Source organism: Snodgrassella alvi, from assembly GCF_040741455.2.
Taxonomy (GTDB): Bacteria; Pseudomonadota; Gammaproteobacteria; order Burkholderiales; family Neisseriaceae; genus Snodgrassella; species Snodgrassella alvi_E.
In genome coordinates this window covers 1715892-1733115 of record NZ_CP160328.2, presented here as the reverse complement: position 1 = coordinate 1733115, position 17224 = coordinate 1715892, and the positions used below count along the sequence as shown (strand labels likewise).

Below are 17224 nucleotides of genomic sequence, written 5' to 3'. Positions count from 1 at the left end.
GTTCCTAACGCCGTAACGGCTGTAAAAACAGCCACAGGAAAAACGGTCCGCCCAGTAAAGCAATCACAATACCTACTGGTAAATCCACCGGATAACTTAGCCATCGAGCGACACTGTCTACCAATAATAAAAATATGGCACCCAACCAGGCTGACAACACCATAATCCGACGCCTACTGCCACCGCGGCTGCGGGCCACTACATTTGGCACCATCATACCCAGAAAACCAATAATACCAGCCAGTGAGACTGCGGCACCTGTTAGTAGTGCAGCGCCGACCACAGTCCACATACGGGTACTGCCTACCGCCACACCCATACTAATAGCAGTTTCTTCGCCCAGCATTAAAATATCCAGCCGGCGCCCGACCACCACCAGTAAGCCCAAACCCAGCACCATCACTGCCAGCGCATACCAAGGTGAAGTAAATCCTGATTCAGCCAAACTGCCGGCCAGCCAGTTAGTAGCACTACGTAGCACCATATCATCCGACATAAACAAAATTAGGCTCACCAGTGCGCCACAAAAAGCACTGATTACAAAACCCATTACCAGCAAACCCAGCATACCGCCACCTAGCAGACGATGTACCGTCAGTATCAGCAAGCATACCAAAAGTGCACCGATAAAAGCCGCTAAAGGTACCGTTACCGCACCCCAACCAAAAGCCAACACGGCTATTACCCCGAGTGCGGCACCGCCTGAAGTACCAATCAGACTTGGATCTGCCAGCGGATTATCAAATAAGGCCTGTAATGCTGCGCCGGAAGCAGACAATGCGGCACCTACAATCAGCGCCACCAGAACCCGCGGCAGCCGGATACCAAGGGTGGTTTCATCCAGAGACTGTGGCCATTGCCAGCCGCCCATGCCTAGCCCGAGGCAAAACCAGCTCAGTAGCAGGCTGAATGTCACAGCAGTGATAAACCAAACTAATTTAGGCCAGAACACATCCCTGACAATCATTGATTCAGGTGTGCTGGCCGTTTGCTGCACTTGCATCATAATTATTGTGCCAGTTGATAAAGTTTAGGAATCACTTGCGGCGTATTCAGACCGTAACGAAAAAGATCATTAGAGGGCAGGAAAAAGATTTTCTGCTTTTTAGCTGCGGGAGAAGCTGCAATTTCCGGCCGTTTGGTCAATCCCTGTACTCCACCAACCAGTTTCTGATTACGGTCTGCAATCAAAATAATATCCGGTTTTGCTGCTAGCCAAGCCTCTCTCGACATCGGCTTCATACCTTCAATCGCCGCTGCTGCATTCACTCCGCCAGCTCTTTTAATCAGCTCATCTGCTGCGGTATTACGTCCGGATACAAAGCGTCCGTCGTAGCTTATCAGATAGCGTTTACCGGTTTTTGGCATCTGCTTTACCTGACTCAGCCAGCGGTCAGCCAAAGCGTTAGCTTCTTTGTTTTTTCCAATCAGTTGGCCAATCTGCCGAATACCAGCAGCATAGCCGTTTAAATCATCTTTGGGCGCAACATTGATTGCTTTAACCCCTACTCGATTTAAATTGGCATAAATACTGGCGGGCTGTGCCATCCATGAACCCAGAACGAGTGTAGGTTTTTTAGCCGCAATTGGCTCCACGCTCAACCCGTGAAACAAACCGATACTAGGTACATTTTTTAAGACCGGATTAGTTGAGGCCATTTCTCTGCCAACTATTTCCTTAGCTCCGCCCAATTCAACCACAACATCGGCTACGTCCGGGGTCAATGTCACTATACGGGCAGCAAATGCAAACGGAAAAGCAGCGCACATTGCCGCTGCCAACAGTAATTTTTTCATGATTTACCCTTCTGATTACAAGCAGTACATGGGCAGGTAAACTTATTTCTGTATATGGATTGATTCATACTCATATTTAATGTCTGCCTGCCCGAGCAATTTATTAGCCAGCTAGCAAACTATCCATAAGCTGATGCCAAGATTGCATTTCATCATTACCCTCTTCGCGGCGGCCGAAAATCTGTACCACTGTCTGACGATTTTTATCGAAACCTTCAATGCAGGTTACATAACCTTCACTAATCGGGCGACGCACTACCCATGTTTCCACAATATCTGTATCACGCAGATGTAAATCAAAACCTTCTTCCGGTACTTTAGCATCCAGTACATTCAGATACCCATGTGAACGCACCACATTATGCAATTTACCGGTCTGAATTTGTACCAGTCCACGGTTACCAACAAAAATCATAATTTCCTGTTTACTGGCCTGCACATGATTCAGAACCTGTTCCCAGACACTGCGATCAACCAGTTTAGTACATCCGGCTGGCGCATGACGATAAGACTGTTGCCGGTCTATTTTGAATGTTTCCAGTAAACCGCCAAAATGATGGACATCTTTCAGTTCATTCCAGCGCTCCTGAAAAGCCTGCTCCCGTTCTGGAGATAACGGTTCAGGTACGGTAACATTCACTTCTGGTGCAGGTAAAAATTCGGGCTTACCACTGGTTTTAAATTCATCAATCAAAGCCTGCCATGCGGCCAATCTAGTATCATCCCGCATAAATACCTTTTCGATATTCATGCCATATTCATCATAAAACTGAATAGAGCGCATGGTTTTGTCACCGATAGTCACAGTAGTGGCTAGGGCATGATGCCAGTTGTGCAGGAAAAAACGCAAATCCAGACCACCCACATTCAAAGCCAGCCCGCTACGCGCCGTGAGCGTAACATGCTCATATACGCCGATTTTTTCATGTACAGCAGCATCGTTACGCACCACGCTCAATACTTCGCCTAAAGTTTCCAGCTTCAGTACCAGTTCACGAATCTGGTTACCCAGATAAATTGAATCAGGCGCATCCGCCATTAAAGCACCTTCACTTACACCCAAATCAGCAGCAGCCTGACGCGGGAAATACATGCCTCCCTCGATGGTTGCTTTCTTATCCTGATATTGTTGCCATAAGCTCATGTTCGTTCCTTTACAAAGTTTTTATTGGTAGTAATGATTTAAAACGTGTAGCGCAATCCAACATTAAATGTCCGTCCTGGAGCTGAATAGAAATCTGCATTATCTTTGGTCAATTTGCTGGCATTACCATCACTCTGACCGGAAGTACCAGACTGGCTGTTGACATTTGGCATCATGTAGGCGATATCTGCCCAGTTCCAGTATTTCTTATTAAAGACATTGTTTATACCGGCATGGAAACTCAAGTGCTTAGTAGGTTTCCAGAAGCCGCCCAGATCAACCAATGCATAATTTCTGGATGGGTTGTAATAGCTTGTTCCTTTGGGTACGTCTTGTATATCGCTATTGTCTTTTTTGGCTACATAAGTGAAATCCACATTAGCACCCCAGATTTCCTTATCATAGGCCAGACCCAGCTTCAGCTTAACCGGCATTACCGAATTCAGTGGTTGATCCACACCTTCCTGCCGGATAGACCCACGCGAATACGCCAATGATCCATTTACCTTCCAGTCTGGAGCAAATTTCCAACGTGCATAAGCCTCACCACCATAAATATGCGCTTTACTAAAGTTCTGCGCCTGCAATACTAGCATCTGCGTACTGCCAGGGCGGCTCCATACTGCATCAGCTGGGATTTTTACCTGTCCAGAGATATTCACGTAATCAATGAAGTTTTTATAGTGATTATCAAATCCCGCAATGCCATATTCAAACACATCATTTTTACCGCGCAACCCCAGCTCAAAATTATTAGCGGTTTCAGCCTTTAGATTCGGATTACCCCATGAGCTATAGCTGCCTGGGTTCCATGAAGAAGCCAGTTGCTGTGAAGAAGGAGCGTTAAAGCCACGAGCATACTGGAAATAGGGTACCAATAGTGGATCAAAGCGGTAAGCAATGCCCAGACGCGGAGTCAGCGCACTTTGATGTTTTTTTCGTAATTCACCAATTTCATTGTTGATACCGGTAACAAATCCCTTTGAATCGGGTTTCATATGATAGTAAGACGCAGATAATCCCGGGCTAACAATCAGGTTACCCCATTGCAGATCTCCGTCTACATAAATACTGGCTCGTATGGTTTTGTTATCTGCATTAGGTTTTGAACGAGCATAATAGCCTTGCCAGTCGCTGGTCAGTTCATGATGAGCCACATTCAAACCATAGCGCCAGTCCTGCATCAGCTGAGCGCCATCAAAATGTGATGACCAGTCACTTGTCAGCCCCCATACTTTATCTTTATTGGTAAAGTCGAATACACAGCGATTATTCTGGTCAGGAATCATGCTGGTACAGCCTTTAACATAATCTCGATGCGTAGTGGAGTCGGTTTTAGTCTGCTGCCAGTAAATCTGCGTTTTACCTGAATGAATCAGCCCGTTATCACTGTGATATTCATGCCCGAGTGAAAATCGAGTTTTCTTATTATCATCTACGCCCCGTACATCTGTATAGGAGCTATTCGCCTGTGATAAAGAATCAGTCCACTGATTGCGGTTTAGGTACTCTGCCGTAAAACTCAAGGTGTTTTTATCATTGATATCAAATTCATGCTTAGTCAAGAAATAGCGGCTATTGTGATCAACTGGGTCAGATTTGGTACGTAATGCGCCACGGCCACCGACATTACCACGGTTATCCACCTCATCACCTTTGCGATAAGTGCCCAACACCATGCCGCGCCAGTTGCCACTTCTCAGCGCACCGGCTCCTGTCACTGCCGTAGATTTATCGACACTGTTATACTGAGTATCAATATAGCCGCCCTTATCCTCACCCTGTAAAATTTCGCCCGGTGTCAGAGTATGCATGGCTACAGCACCTCCTAAACCAAATCCGCGGGCATTTTTACTGATATCCACACTACTGAGTGCAGAAACATCCATAAAATTACCCCGCCCGAAAATAGCATATTGTCCTGTATGCTTCATTTCATTCGCTTCAGGCAAATCAATACCGTCAATCGTCATACTGATCCGGTTGCCACTTAGCCCGCGAATATTCACACTGTCATTTCCTTGCCGCGTACCCTGCGTATCTAGTACCTCCACTCCGGGTATGTCTTTCAGTGCCGTTTTTAAATCTACCGCTCCATGTTTTTCAATGGTTTCAGCCTTAACGGTCGTATCCTTAAACACACTGGGAGTAGCCCGTTTAGCCTCAACATTAATCGTGGGCAAATGAGCCTCGCCCTCCGCATAAACAGCTGCAGGGAAGCCGATACAGGTTACAGCTAGCGCAATTATCTTGGGTGAGCGACACATATAAAGTTAACCCCTTTTGACAAAAATTAATGCAAAGATGGCGCATTGTAATCAATAATGATTCTTTTATACAAGTGGAAATGGGAATTATTCTTATTAATTTACAGTCATATTAAGTAAGCTACTATCAACTCACAGATCAAAACCATTATCAAATAGCCAAAAGCCAACTACAATATTATTTATTTATCATTATTTAAGCAGGTAAATCGTTTAATTTTCGGTTCATTCAGACCAGACCGATACAAACCATGCCTAGCTGATTTATGCTTATCTTTATTACGCTGAACGAATTAGTTAAAACATTTGAACACTACTATTTTATTGGCGACATTTTTTATTTTTATTCATTAACTATTCTCAAAAAGCATTACGCAGGCCAGCATTAATTATATGTGTGACCAGTAGTCTATTAAAAAACCACGTTATTGCAGGTTAAACGCGTCACTCTGCCTCCATTTTGAGTTGAAAAAGGTGCGCCTGACTATTCTCATCTGGTACCATATAAGCCATATCAGTTCAATTCCAGCATTTCTGATTAAACAGGTTATTTACATCCACACACAAATTTAACCGTTTACTCTGTATCCAGTGCACGCCCAAACCAATCAGTGCATTACATCTCGATAGATTGTAAAATTGGAAGAACATGCTAAAGATTGATTTTTCACCATTAGGTAACAATCTAATTTCTTGACAATCCAAAACCACCTTTTTCCGATTTACAAAGTGTAGTAATTTTTTAACTATGCAAAATACTAATTGTAGTGTGCCTGTATTTTTTTATTCATATTACGGACAAGATCACGATGAATTCAAGCCCCACACAATGGGAAATGATTCCAGCCTTTTTTAACATGTTTAGGGTTTAATTACCTCTTTCAAGCCCACATGGGTATAAAACCAATTTACAAAGAAAATTGAATGAATAAAATAACAGCAACTCAGCAACACTACTTGATTTTGGCATTACCAAATTAAGGGACAACGCCGCCTATCTTACTATTGTTCATGAAAGCGGTCTGAACAATCAAAAAGGGCAATATGCTCAGTTCTGAGAAAATCAGCAGCATAATCAATAACTGTGAATTCACCCGCAATACTATCAACCGGCTTTCGACAACCCTAAGCCAATTGCTGCTAGCGCCAGCAACTGGTTAACCACAATGAAATGCTTAGATATGCCGGCCTGATGCAGCATCTTATCAGTAGTCTAAATCAATGTATTGACCGTATTCACACCCAGAGTTTGAGTATTCAGCAAGCCCGCTGATAATACTGTTTAACAATCCGCGCGCTTAGGTATTTCGATACGCTAAGCGTTCTGATTGTAGATGAAAATTACTATTAAATTAAGCTATTACATTTTATTATGAATAATTTCAAATAAATTGGAGTTAATATACTTGCTGAATCTCTTTCTTCACAAGAAAATTGAGTAAACTAACTTCTTTGTTCCAGTTTACAAACCAATAACACTTACTAACTTCATCTAGAATTTTGTCTATATTTTTTGTACCAAAACTAATTTTCTCTAGTAATTTTTTGATTATACTTTTTCGAACTTGCTTCGAAATATGAGGACAGCTGACAGTATCCAACAGTAAATGAATTTTTTCACTGCTTGATTTTAAATCGTTTAAATCAGCCAATTTTATTTCAATAATTTTAACTAGTTCATCTTTTAAACTAAGATACTCACCTTTATCTTTGATATAAAATAACAAGGAAATTATAGAAAAATAATTTGTTTTCTCTGACTGAAAAAATAATTCTTTTATCAAATATTCTGGCAACTTATATTGGTCCTCTAGCACTGATACGGCTATCATAATATTGATTAGCTCTAAATTAACTACTTCATTTTGTGCCAGTTCTTGTTTTTGCGATTTTGCTGTAAATAGCTGGCAAGTAAGATTGAATAACTGATTGGCTATTTCCTCTTTAAATGAAGGCATATTTTTTACTACAAAATTATTTATGCGAATAATAATTGAACTTAATTTATACGAGGAATTTACTGTAGGAGCTACGCTGTATAAAAAAAACGCAATTTCAATAATAATATTGAAAATTTTATAACAGCGAATTTCAATTTCTTCTTGATTAATTTGTTCTGTATTTTGACTATTATTAGAACCTGAATTATTGTTTAGTTCTTGCATATTCTTTTGTAATTTGACAAGATCTTTCACCCACCGTGCCTGTACTGAAATAATATATGAAGCTATATCATCATATTTCATTTCATATTGAGCACAAAGATTTTTTATTGAATCAATGAAAGCTCTTTTAAATTTAGCTACAGAATTTATTTTGGCTAAAATTAAATTATCACCTTTTGTTTTTGTAACCATTTTATTAAAATAACTATTAACAACCTCACTGGCTTGATGAATTAATCGTGTTTTTTTACTCACAAAAGGCCGATGGCTTATTATAGTTTTGGCCGTATTTGCATGTAAATTGAAATTCCATAATACATTTACATATTCATTATATATTTTTTTAACATCATCTTCCGTAGATGCAAAAATAAACACGTCATCCACATATCGCCGGATAGCATAATTTTGGTCGAAGTAAAATCCTTTTTTATTAAGAGTGTCAATGACCGTTTTATCAACTTTCTGGAAAATGATTTCTGCAAAAATTCTGCTTACTTCCGGACCAATAACTATTCCATTTGTCTCATTATCATTACCAGAACGTAATACAGTATCAAATTTATCACCAAAAGATGAATTTGACAGATGATTTTTGGCAAATTCTTTATTTTTGGTAGCCCAACCAATGGAGTGGGTATAAATGCTATCAAAACATTTTGATACATCGAGTGTCATTTGCACAGCAAATTTCTTTTCAAGTAAAAGATAATCTTCTGAAACGAAAAATTTATATAATCGAATATAACCGTTATAAGCAAAATAAGAAAGCATATGTTTAATATTAATATCTTGGTCAGCTAAGGTTATATTCTGTCCTTGCTCTTCAAATTTATCTTTCTGTGAATTATCTAAATAAAAGCTCCCAGCAACAGATTTAGGGCTTCTTATTGAAGCAGGACTTTGGTTACAGAAATAAACAATTAAACTATCGTATTTTTGATAAAACTCTTTAATCTCAATTTGGCTATTAGGGTGTAGCAGTGCCAAACGTCTATATTCAAGCTCGTTTTTTTTTATTTTGAAAAAAAAAGGTTTGGTTTTTGTCGCTTTTTCATTCAAAATTAATTTTTCTAATAATTCTTTTTTAAACCCATCGCCTTTATTTTTTATTTGCATATATAAACCCGCATTCGAAAAAATAATAGGGGTTTCGTAAGGCAATGTTTCAGTTAGTATTACTCTATCGTAATCGGTTTTTTTAATAAAGTTTTTATTTTTTGACATTTTAATTCAGTTTTCCCAACATTTTTTTATGAAAGTAATACGTAATTTAGGTATGATAATAATTTTATTTTTATAGCCTCGAACAAATGAGTATTTAAGAAGTTTTTTCTTATTTTCCCCCTTTTCACTTTGATTTAAAATAGGATATATCAACTGTGTGAATCTATCATTTTCAAATTTTTTAAGTAGTAAAGCCCTTAACAGCTTATCCAATTTTTTCAGATTACCGTTTAAAAATTTATCTTCAGTAATCTCAGTATAATTATAATAGATTCCGCTAAATTTTTTTCTGCTTCCTAATTTTTCAATTTCGAAATTAGATGTCAGAAATTTTATTCTTTCTTCCAATAAAGTCCAATCTTTATTTTTTTTGAAATCATAAAATGTTCTAAATAGTTTAAATTTATATTTTTTATACTTGTTATCGGCTAGATCAATTGAAATTTTTCTAAATTGTTTGTTTTTGTTAACCAGATTATCTATTATAAATTTATATCCTAGAAAATCAAATGATTTTGATTCATCTTTATTACCTTGCGAATCATTTGAAAGTGTTATTGTTTGAAATTTTTTTTTATTAAACTCCAAACCAGATGGTAGAAATTTTGCTAGTTCTTTTAGGAATTCTTGATTATTTTTTTCTTCATTTTCTGCTTCGGATATTGTTGTAATAATTATAATATCATCAACGTAGCGTGCATAAAAAAAACAATTCGGTTGATTTTTAATATTAATGTCAAAATTTTTCATTAATATCTCTGCTATTACTGAACTAATAGCTAATCCTCGAGGACATCCTTCACCGTCTTGAAATTTATGAATATCCAATAAAATTCTTAAAATTTTTTTTGTTTGCGGACTTAAATTAATATTATTAAAAATTGTGTTCTCTATATCCTTTTGCTGAAAAGATTCAAAAAAATTTTTAACATCTAGTCGATATACTTTATAGGGAACTGTTTCACAAAGTATAAGTTTTAATTTTTGCACAATTGAATTTCTGCTATCAGTATGTATATTAAATACTTGTCTAAGGTTAAGAACAATTTTTCGTTCAATTATTTTAGATTTTTCATCCTGTAAACAAAATACTTGAATATTTTTTTTATTAAAAGAGCACATTGATAGTTCTTCAAATTCTGAACGTTCAATCATTTGCAAAGCTGATTGGACTATAGTGCTGGCATCAGACTCATTTAATTGTATATTTTTTTTAATACGATAGTGTTTCAGAATTTGATTTAAAGACTTTTCAGTGAAAGCTTGACGCTCCATACAATTCTCGCTTAATTAATAATATATATCTATTTTTAAATAAATTTTAGCATATAAATTTTCTTAACTTAATGCAAAGCAAGAAATTAAATATAATATTAAATCATTACATTAAGCATAAATATAATAAACGTTAAACCTGTCAAATAAACGAAATGACTTAAATTAGACTTTTCCGATGACTCAATTACATATTATTAATTTTACTATTATAGAGATTTATCGATATGTCAAATACTGCCATTTTCAGATGTTTTTATCCAGACCCATTTGCCAAAAATCAGCCTCTAAGCGAGTTGCATTTCTGAAAATTATCGCTAACTGCTCAAATCGTTGTGGCTCAACATGAAAAAGATGTTGATTAATCCACTCTATCTCTTTTTGCACAGCTAATTGAAATTCATCACTTGTGTACATGTCTAACCAACTTTGATAAGGATTATTTTCAGACTGATACCAAGGTTGGGTCTCAATCCAACAAGCTATTCTGCCATAGCCAATCATACAAGGTGCCAGTGCAATATGAATATCCAATAAATCACCCTGCTGGCCGGCATCAAGCATATAGCGTGTATAAGCTATGTTGGCTTTCGCTTCCTGCAAGCTATTCAGTTCTTTTTCACTGATTCCCCACTTCTTGCAATACTCAACATGCAGATCAAGTTCAATCTCAACAATAGCCTTAAGACTAGCTAAAGCCTGCCTTATTTCAAAAATATCGTGGCTTTTATAAACCGCAAGTCCCCAAGCACGGGAAAACTGAATCAGAAATAAATAATCCTGTTTTAAATAGTGCTGAAAACATGATTTGTCTAAAATTCCTTTACCCAATTGCTGCACAAACTCATGTTGTGTATATTGTTTCCAGTCATCCTGACAGAACTCGATAAGCGATTGAAATGATGGCATAAAACCTCCTTTAATAATCAATATTAAGGAGTATCAAAACAGCCTTTTCAATTATAAAGCCTGTTTTAAACTCCCTTCGTCGGTATTAACCGAATCAGGTTCAACGGGTGTAATCTCAGCCAAAGGCACCCCGGATAAATTAATTTTTAAATGTTTAAGGCAAATTTAGTCTAACCGTATTTTAATATAAAATAAAATTTATATTTTGTTTTGCAACTTTTTTCGCACTGAGTTTACTTTCTATTAATATATTAGTATAAAAAAGTATTATCAATCAAATTTCCCAATGCAAATATGACTTTTAATTAATTCACCAATTTTAATTTTGTGCTTTACTATTTTATTTTTGATGATTGTATTGTTCTCTCTGCTTCTCTGTGCTTTAAAAAATTATATAAAACACTGCTTTATTAACTAACAAATAAAGACAAAATAAATTAAATATGGTAAAGTTATCATTGTAGGCTAAGGAGGTGAGTCTGCCATTTCTTTGGCACATTCTTATCATATTGCTTCTTAAATTTTCTAGAAATAGTTCTAGCTTTATTTTAATGAAGGGTTTATTCCTACACACAAAATTCATCTCCTTATTCCTACAACAATGATTTTTCATCAAATATTGTTACTTTATCACTTTTAAACCCACACGATTTAATTCAATATTATTTATTAAAATAATCAAACCAAATTAGTTAGTAATCAATTTAATAATGTGGCGGAATTTCATTGGCCGGATTGAATGGTTCGTTATTGCTGTCCGCTTTATCCGGTAAACGCTGATACAACAGGCGTAGTTGTGCCTGTTGTAAGTCAAGGGTTTGTTGCAGTCGTGCTATGGTATCGCTCAAGCTTTGAATGGTTTCTTCTTGTAGGGCGCTTTGTATTTCCAGTTCTTCGATGCGGCGCTGCCATTGCATTTGGTTGTCAGTAATGTTGTCCATAGTGCGGCTTTTTGTAGGTAATGGGTTCAGGCTTTGATTTCTTTAAATATGAAAAAAACCTGAGCAATTGGGCTGCTCAGGTTTTTCAAACCAGTATGAAACTATTATTTCAGTTTGGTTTCTTTGTACAGTACATGTTTACGCACTACTGGATCAAATTTTTTGATCTCGAATTTTCCAGACATGGTGCGTTTGTTTTTGGTAGTGGTGTAAAAATGGCCAGTACCAGCAGAGGATTCCAGTTTGATTTTGTCGCGCATTGCTCTTTCCTTAAATCACTATATGATTAAGCTTCACCGCGAGCGCGCAGGTCGGCCAATACTACATCAATACCTACCTTGTCGATGGTGCGCAAGGCAGCGTTAGAAACGCGCAGGCGTACCCAACGGTTTTCACTTTCAACCCAGAAACGACGTGATTGCAGGTTAGGCAAGAAACGGCGTTTGGTTTTGTTGTTGGCGTGTGACACGTTGTTGCCACTCATCGGGCGCTTACCGGTCACTTTACATACACGTGCCATGGTTAACTCCAAACTTCTAATAATTTTGTAAAACGCGATTTATACCATGAAAAGCAGAATCTATTCAAGGGTTAAATCATTCTGTATAGCATGTACAGGTGAAATTGTTGCGCCTGAAGCAAGGACTGGTAGCCTGAGCCTTGCCTCGAAAACAGCTGGCTGAATGCTTAAGTTACAGCCAATGGTTATATTTTCAGCATATTTCCTGTACAGCTACAGGATGGCTGAGGTAATGCAGCCATCCTGACTAAAACACCATTAATGCACGGTGGTTGTGCTTGTGGTGGTCGTAGTGGTTACGGTGGTACTGGCAGCAGGTTCTGCTATTTGTTGGTTCAGGCCACCACCCAGAGCTTTATAGATATCTGCACGGTTTTCCAGTAGGGTTTGCTGGGTACTGAGCAATGCCTGCTGTGCTGCATAGCTGTCACGCTCAGCATCCAGCTGCTCAAGCGAGCTGGCAATACCGTGTTTATAACGCAGCTGGGTTAGTTTGTAACGGTTGGTCTGAGCTTGCTCGCCACGACGTTTCGCCTCGTACTGTTTTTTCAGCGAATCACGTGCCACCAATGCATCAGCCACATCGCGGAAAGCTGCTTGTACAGTCTGCTCATATTGAGCTACGGCAATATTTTTACGAGCAGTGGCTAAATCCAGATTACCTTTGTTTTGTCCCCAGGTGAAGATGGGCAGTGTAATCTGCGGAGTAAAGCTCCATGTACGGTTCGGACCGTTGAATAGGTGGCCGATATCGTTACTACCGGAACCAATACTACCAATCAGACTAATACGCGGGAAAAAGGCTGCTCGAGCTGCGCCTATGTTGGCATTGGCTGATTTAAGAGCAAACTCTGCCGCACGCACATCAGGCCGCTGGTACAGGATGGTTGACGGCAAACCAACTGGTAATTCAGCATTCACAAACTGCTGGCTTAATGGAGCCGCGGCAGGCAGGTCATCTGGAAGAGGTTTACCAACCAGCAGGGTTAAGGCATTGTGTGCCTGATCCCGTGCCTGTTTGGCAGCTGCATAATCTGCACGCGCGGTTTCGATTTGTGCTTCAGCTACATCTACGTCTACCTGTGAAATCACGCCGGATTTGAATTGCAAATCAGTAAGACGCTTGCTTTCTTCACGTGATGTCAATACGCGGCTGGATAAGTCCATTTGAGCTTGGGCGATGCGTTCATCAAAATAAGCTTTAGCCACACTGGCGATTAGACTTATCTGGGTAGAATCGCGCACCTGCTTTTGCTGGAAGTATTGATTCAGTGCAGCATCAGAAAGGCTTTTCACTCGCCCAAACAGATCCAGCTCGAAAGCGGTTACGCCTAAACCCACGTTGTATGATTCAGCGATATAGCTGGTTTGGCGGCCACTTGCATCACGCATAGCACTTAAATCCTGTGCTACACGTGAGCGGCCGCCATTACCGGTGGCACTTAGAGCCGGCAAACGATCTGCCCGTTGGATCACGTATTGTGCGCGCACAGCTTCGACATTCAATGCAGCAACGCGTAAATCACGGTTATTGGCTAAAGCCAGACTGATTATCTGTTTCAGGCGTTCATCAGCAAAGTAATCCTGCCAACCCAGATTGGCAGCCGCTACTTCACCGGCCCGCTGATTGTTGGCTGCTGCACCAGGGAAGGTTTCTGCCATTTCAACTTTTGGCTGGTGATAGCGAGGCGCCATCGAACAGGCAGACATAACCCCGGCAGTTAATACAGCCAACAGGGTAGGTTTTACTAAGTGTTTCATGCTTTATCCTCTTTGTCTGTCTGGTTGCCGGACTGTATGCTGGCACTGCCATCACTGTTTACTGCAATTGGCAGGTTTTTGCTATTGTCAGGCGTGTTGCCATTTTGGTCGTTCTTTTTTCTGCTGAACAGACTACGTACAGTTGAATAGAACACAGGCACAAAGAATAAGGCCAGACAGGTGCCAACTAACATGCCCCACAATACACTGGTACCGATTGCACGCTGACTGGCAGAAGAAGCGCCATTGGCAAAATACAACGGTACTACACCCATGATGAAGGCAATAGAGGTCATCAGAATTGGACGGAAACGCAGATGAGCGGCAGCTAGTGCTGCTTCGAGCGGTGTTTTACCCTGCTCTTGCAGGTCTTTGGCAAATTCCACAATCAGAATGGCGTTTTTGGCACTCAGACCAATTACGGTAATTAGCCCCACTTGAAAATAAACGTCGTTTTCCATACCGCGTAGCCATGTACCCAATACAACGCCAAGCAGCCCCAGTGGTACCACTAACATTACTGATAATGGAATAGTCCAACTTTCATACAATGCAGCCAGACACAAGAAAACTGCCAGTAGTGAGAACATATAGAGGATAGTAGACTGGTTACCTGCATCTTTTTCCTCTTTAGACAATCCTGTCCACTCATAACCAAAACCATCAGGCAGTTTGCTGGCAATTTTTTCCATTTCAGCCATAGCGTCACCGGTACTGTACCCAGGTGCAGCATTACCCGTAATAGACATCGCGGTGTAACCGTTATAACGGATGGTCTGAGCCGGACCAGTAATCCAGCGGGTTTTGATAATGCCGGCCAATGGTACGAGCTGACCTTGCGCATTGTTAACGGTTAGTTTGTTCAGGTCTTCCGGAGTCATACGTGAAGCAACATCAGCCTGCACAATCACCCGCTGCATACGACCTTTATTCGGGAAATCATTTACGTAGTTGGAACCCAGTGCCGTGCTTAGTACAGTGGCAATATCGCCAAATGATACGCCTTGTGCATTGGCTGCATCACGGTCGATATCAATTTGCAATTGCGGTTCATCTTCCATGCCATCTGGCCGTACCTGAGTCAATACCTTGCTTTCACGCGCCATTCCCAGTAGCTGATTACGCGCAGCCAACAATGCTTCATGGCCTTTACCGCCACGATCCTGCAGACGGAAGCTAAAGCCAGTACTGGTACCCAGCTCAGGAATGGATGGTGGCACCAGCGCGAAGATGTAACCATCACGTACGGATGCCATCATGGCTCCGGTAATGCGGTTGGCCAGTGCATTGGCACTGTGTTGTGCCCCACTGCGTTCTGACCAGTCTTTCAACACGAGGAAGCTCAAACCTACGTTCTGTCCCTGGCCGGTCATACTGAAACCAAGTACAGATACCATGTTTTTCACTTCAGGCTGCCGGAGGGTGAAGTCCTCCATCTTTTTGAAGGTATCCAGCGTACGGTGCTGAGTAGCGCCCGGTGGCAATTGAACCAGAGCAATGGAATAGCCCTGATCTTCTTCCGGCAGGAATGAAGTAGGCAGACGCAGCATGACAAACAGTGCACAGCCGGCAATAACCACATAGATGATAAACATGCGTACGCTGCGATGCAGTACATAGGCTACTTTGGATTCATATTTTTTGGTACCGCTGGTAAATTTGCGGTTAAACCAACCAAAGAAACCTTTTTTCTCTTCTTCTTGCTCGGTAATCGGTTTGAGCAGTGTGGCACATAAAGCCGGTGTCAGCGACAAAGCAAGAAATGCGGAGAAGAAGATGGCTACAGACATCACCACAGAGAACTGCCGATAAATATTACCGGTAGACCCAGAAAAGAACGCCATCGGGATAAATACGGTAATGAGTACGACAGTAATACCCACCACAGCACCTGAAATCTGTCCCATAGCTTTTTCGGTAGCTGGCTTTGGTGGTAAATGTTCGTCTGCCATGATACGTTCGACGTTTTCTACCACCACAATGGCATCATCAACCACGATACCAATTACCAACACCATCGCAAACATGGTAAGTACGTTAATCGACAGGCCGGCAAAATACATGATGGTAAATGCACCCAGCAATGCAATCGGCACCACGATGGTCGGTATCAGGGTATAGCGAATGTTTTGCAGGAACAGCAGCATTACCAAAAATACCAGTACGATGGCTTCTACCAGAGTATGTACTACTTTTTCAATAGAAATGCTGACGAAAGTAGAACTATCATACGGTGCAGACCAGCTCATGCCTGCCGGGAAATATTTCTGTAATTCTGCCAGCTTGGCTTTAACTGCATTGGCAGTGGCCAGTGCATTACCTTTGGTAGTCAGCTGAATACCAGCACCGACTACGTCTTTACCATTCAAACGAGCTCCAGTTGAGTAATCCTGTTTACCCAGCTCTACGCGGGCAACGTCTTTCAGGCGTACCAGTGAGCCATCAGTATTGGCTTTAACAATGATATTTTCAAACTGTTCAACTGTTTTTAGCTGACCAGGAACAACAATAGTTGCAGTGGTCTGAATATTATCTGGAGAGGGTAAGGCACCTAGGCTACCGGCAGAAATCTGCTGATTCTGTGCTGCCACAGCAGCATTAACTGCAGCCGGTGTCAGATTCACACTGCGCAGTTTGTCTGAATCCAGCCAAATACGTATGGCACGTTCGGAACCGAACACCATCACGTTACCCACCCCATCAATACGTTGCAGCTCTGGCTGAATATTACGTGCCACATAGTCCGCCATATCTGCCGGTGTCAGATTGGGATTATCGCTGGTATACATGGTTACCATCAGGAAGTTACTGCGTGATTTGGCAATCTGTACACCGGTTTGTTTTACCATAGCCGGCAGACGCGGCTCAGCACGCGACAAAGCGTTTTGCACATTCATCTGCGCAATATCGTCATCGGTGCCTGGATAGAAGGTTAAGGTTAAGGTACCGGTACCATTGGACAAAGATTTAGCTTCCATGTAGTCCAAATTTTCCAGACCGTTCATCTCACGTTCGATACGTGACAACACCGTATCTTCAATAGTCTGGGCATCAGCACCTGGATAGGAAATGGTAAGGGTAATAGAAGGAGGGGCTACCGTCGGATACTGTGCAACAGGGAGCTTGGTAATACACACTATACCGGCAATGATGATGAACAAAGCCACCACCCATGCAAAAATCGGTCGGTTAATAAAAAATCGTGACATATTACTTAA

12 protein-coding genes and 1 riboswitch are annotated in these 17224 nt (G+C 40.6%); all 12 genes read right to left on the bottom strand.

Annotated elements, in window-relative coordinates; all coding sequences use genetic code 11:
- Positions 1-4 precede the first annotated feature (4 nt).
- The 12 genes from ABU615_RS07725 to ABU615_RS07670 all read right to left on the bottom strand — a co-directional run bounded on the left by ABU615_RS07725 (position 5) and on the right by ABU615_RS07670 (position 17215).
- The gene (locus ABU615_RS07725) at positions 5-871 is read right to left on the bottom strand and encodes a FecCD family ABC transporter permease (protein WP_370389356.1); all 867 of its coding nucleotides are present in this window, start codon (positions 869-871) and stop codon (positions 5-7) included.
- A gap of 137 nt (positions 872-1008) precedes the next feature.
- Complete coding sequence (locus ABU615_RS07720) at positions 1009-1797, bottom strand: hemin ABC transporter substrate-binding protein (RefSeq protein ID WP_370388785.1); 789 nt, start codon at positions 1795-1797, stop codon at positions 1009-1011.
- Between the two features lie 103 nt (positions 1798-1900).
- Positions 1901-2941 carry a ChuX/HutX family heme-like substrate-binding protein gene (locus ABU615_RS07715; protein WP_100140854.1) on the bottom strand — a complete coding sequence of 347 codons (1041 nt, stop codon included), beginning with the start codon at positions 2939-2941 and terminating at the stop codon, positions 1901-1903.
- A gap of 38 nt (positions 2942-2979) precedes the next feature.
- Positions 2980-5208 (bottom strand): TonB-dependent hemoglobin/transferrin/lactoferrin family receptor, encoded by a 2229-nt coding sequence (locus tag ABU615_RS07710; protein WP_370388784.1) that lies wholly within the window; start codon positions 5206-5208, stop codon positions 2980-2982.
- Positions 5209-6605: 1397 nt separating this feature from the next.
- A complete protein-coding gene (gene drt3b, locus ABU615_RS07705; RefSeq protein ID WP_370388783.1) occupies positions 6606-8600 on the bottom strand; it encodes an antiviral reverse transcriptase Drt3b in 1995 nt (664 codons plus the stop codon).
- A 6-nt stretch (positions 8601-8606) separates the two neighbouring features.
- Positions 8607-9875, bottom strand: a complete 1269-nt coding sequence (gene drt3a / locus ABU615_RS07700; RefSeq protein WP_370388782.1) for an antiviral reverse transcriptase Drt3a — start codon at positions 9873-9875, stop codon at positions 8607-8609.
- A 246-nt stretch (positions 9876-10121) separates the two neighbouring features.
- Positions 10122-10784 (bottom strand): thiaminase II, encoded by a 663-nt coding sequence (gene tenA / locus ABU615_RS07695; protein WP_367489841.1) that lies wholly within the window; start codon positions 10782-10784, stop codon positions 10122-10124.
- A 54-nt stretch (positions 10785-10838) separates the two neighbouring features.
- Positions 10839-10927, bottom strand: a riboswitch (TPP riboswitch).
- Between the two features lie 561 nt (positions 10928-11488).
- A complete protein-coding gene (locus ABU615_RS07690; protein ID WP_367489844.1) occupies positions 11489-11725 on the bottom strand; it encodes a SlyX family protein in 237 nt (78 codons plus the stop codon).
- 104 nt (positions 11726-11829) lie between these two features.
- A complete protein-coding gene (rpmG, locus tag ABU615_RS07685; RefSeq protein ID WP_025329834.1) occupies positions 11830-11985 on the bottom strand; it encodes a 50S ribosomal protein L33 in 156 nt (51 codons plus the stop codon).
- Positions 11986-12011: 26 nt separating this feature from the next.
- Positions 12012-12245: a 50S ribosomal protein L28 gene (gene rpmB, locus ABU615_RS07680; RefSeq protein ID WP_002216391.1), complete on the bottom strand. Its 234-nt coding sequence runs from the start codon at positions 12243-12245 to the stop codon at positions 12012-12014.
- A 258-nt stretch (positions 12246-12503) separates the two neighbouring features.
- Positions 12504-14006 carry an efflux transporter outer membrane subunit gene (locus ABU615_RS07675; RefSeq protein ID WP_370388781.1) on the bottom strand — a complete coding sequence of 501 codons (1503 nt, stop codon included), beginning with the start codon at positions 14004-14006 and terminating at the stop codon, positions 12504-12506.
- On the bottom strand, positions 14003-17215 hold the full coding sequence (locus ABU615_RS07670; protein ID WP_370388780.1) for an efflux RND transporter permease subunit: 3213 nt from the start codon (positions 17213-17215) through the stop codon (positions 14003-14005). Before ABU615_RS07670 ends, ABU615_RS07675 begins: the two co-directional genes overlap by 4 nt.
- Between the last annotated feature and the right edge of the window lie 9 nt (positions 17216-17224).